Origin of the sequence: Staphylococcus sp. HMSC36A10, assembly GCF_001838845.1 — a bacterium.
GTDB classification, from domain to species: domain Bacteria; phylum Bacillota; class Bacilli; order Staphylococcales; family Staphylococcaceae; genus Staphylococcus; species Staphylococcus aureus.
In genome coordinates this window covers 1-227 of record NZ_KV839075.1, presented here as the reverse complement: position 1 = coordinate 227, position 227 = coordinate 1, and the positions used below count along the sequence as shown (strand labels likewise).

Sequence of the window (227 nt, the reverse complement as noted above, 5' to 3'; positions counted from 1 at the left end):
ATATCTTTTAAAACCTATTCTTTTGTTATTAGGACATATAAATTCATCATTAAGTTCGTCATATTTCCAATTTTGAGTGTTAAAAATGTCACTTTTAAACTTTCTAGTTTTATCTTTAATAAACATGCCATACGTAATAAGTGGCGTTTTATTAAAATCATCTATAATAGCCATATAGTTTTGCTCACTACCATAACCTGCATCAGCTACAATATACTCTGGTAAAT

At 26.9% G+C, this 227-nt stretch carries 1 pseudogene; it reads right to left on the bottom strand.

The features are described from left to right. Positions 1 to 227, bottom strand: a pseudogene (locus HMPREF3247_RS02195) (IS5/IS1182 family transposase); the annotation flags it as partial.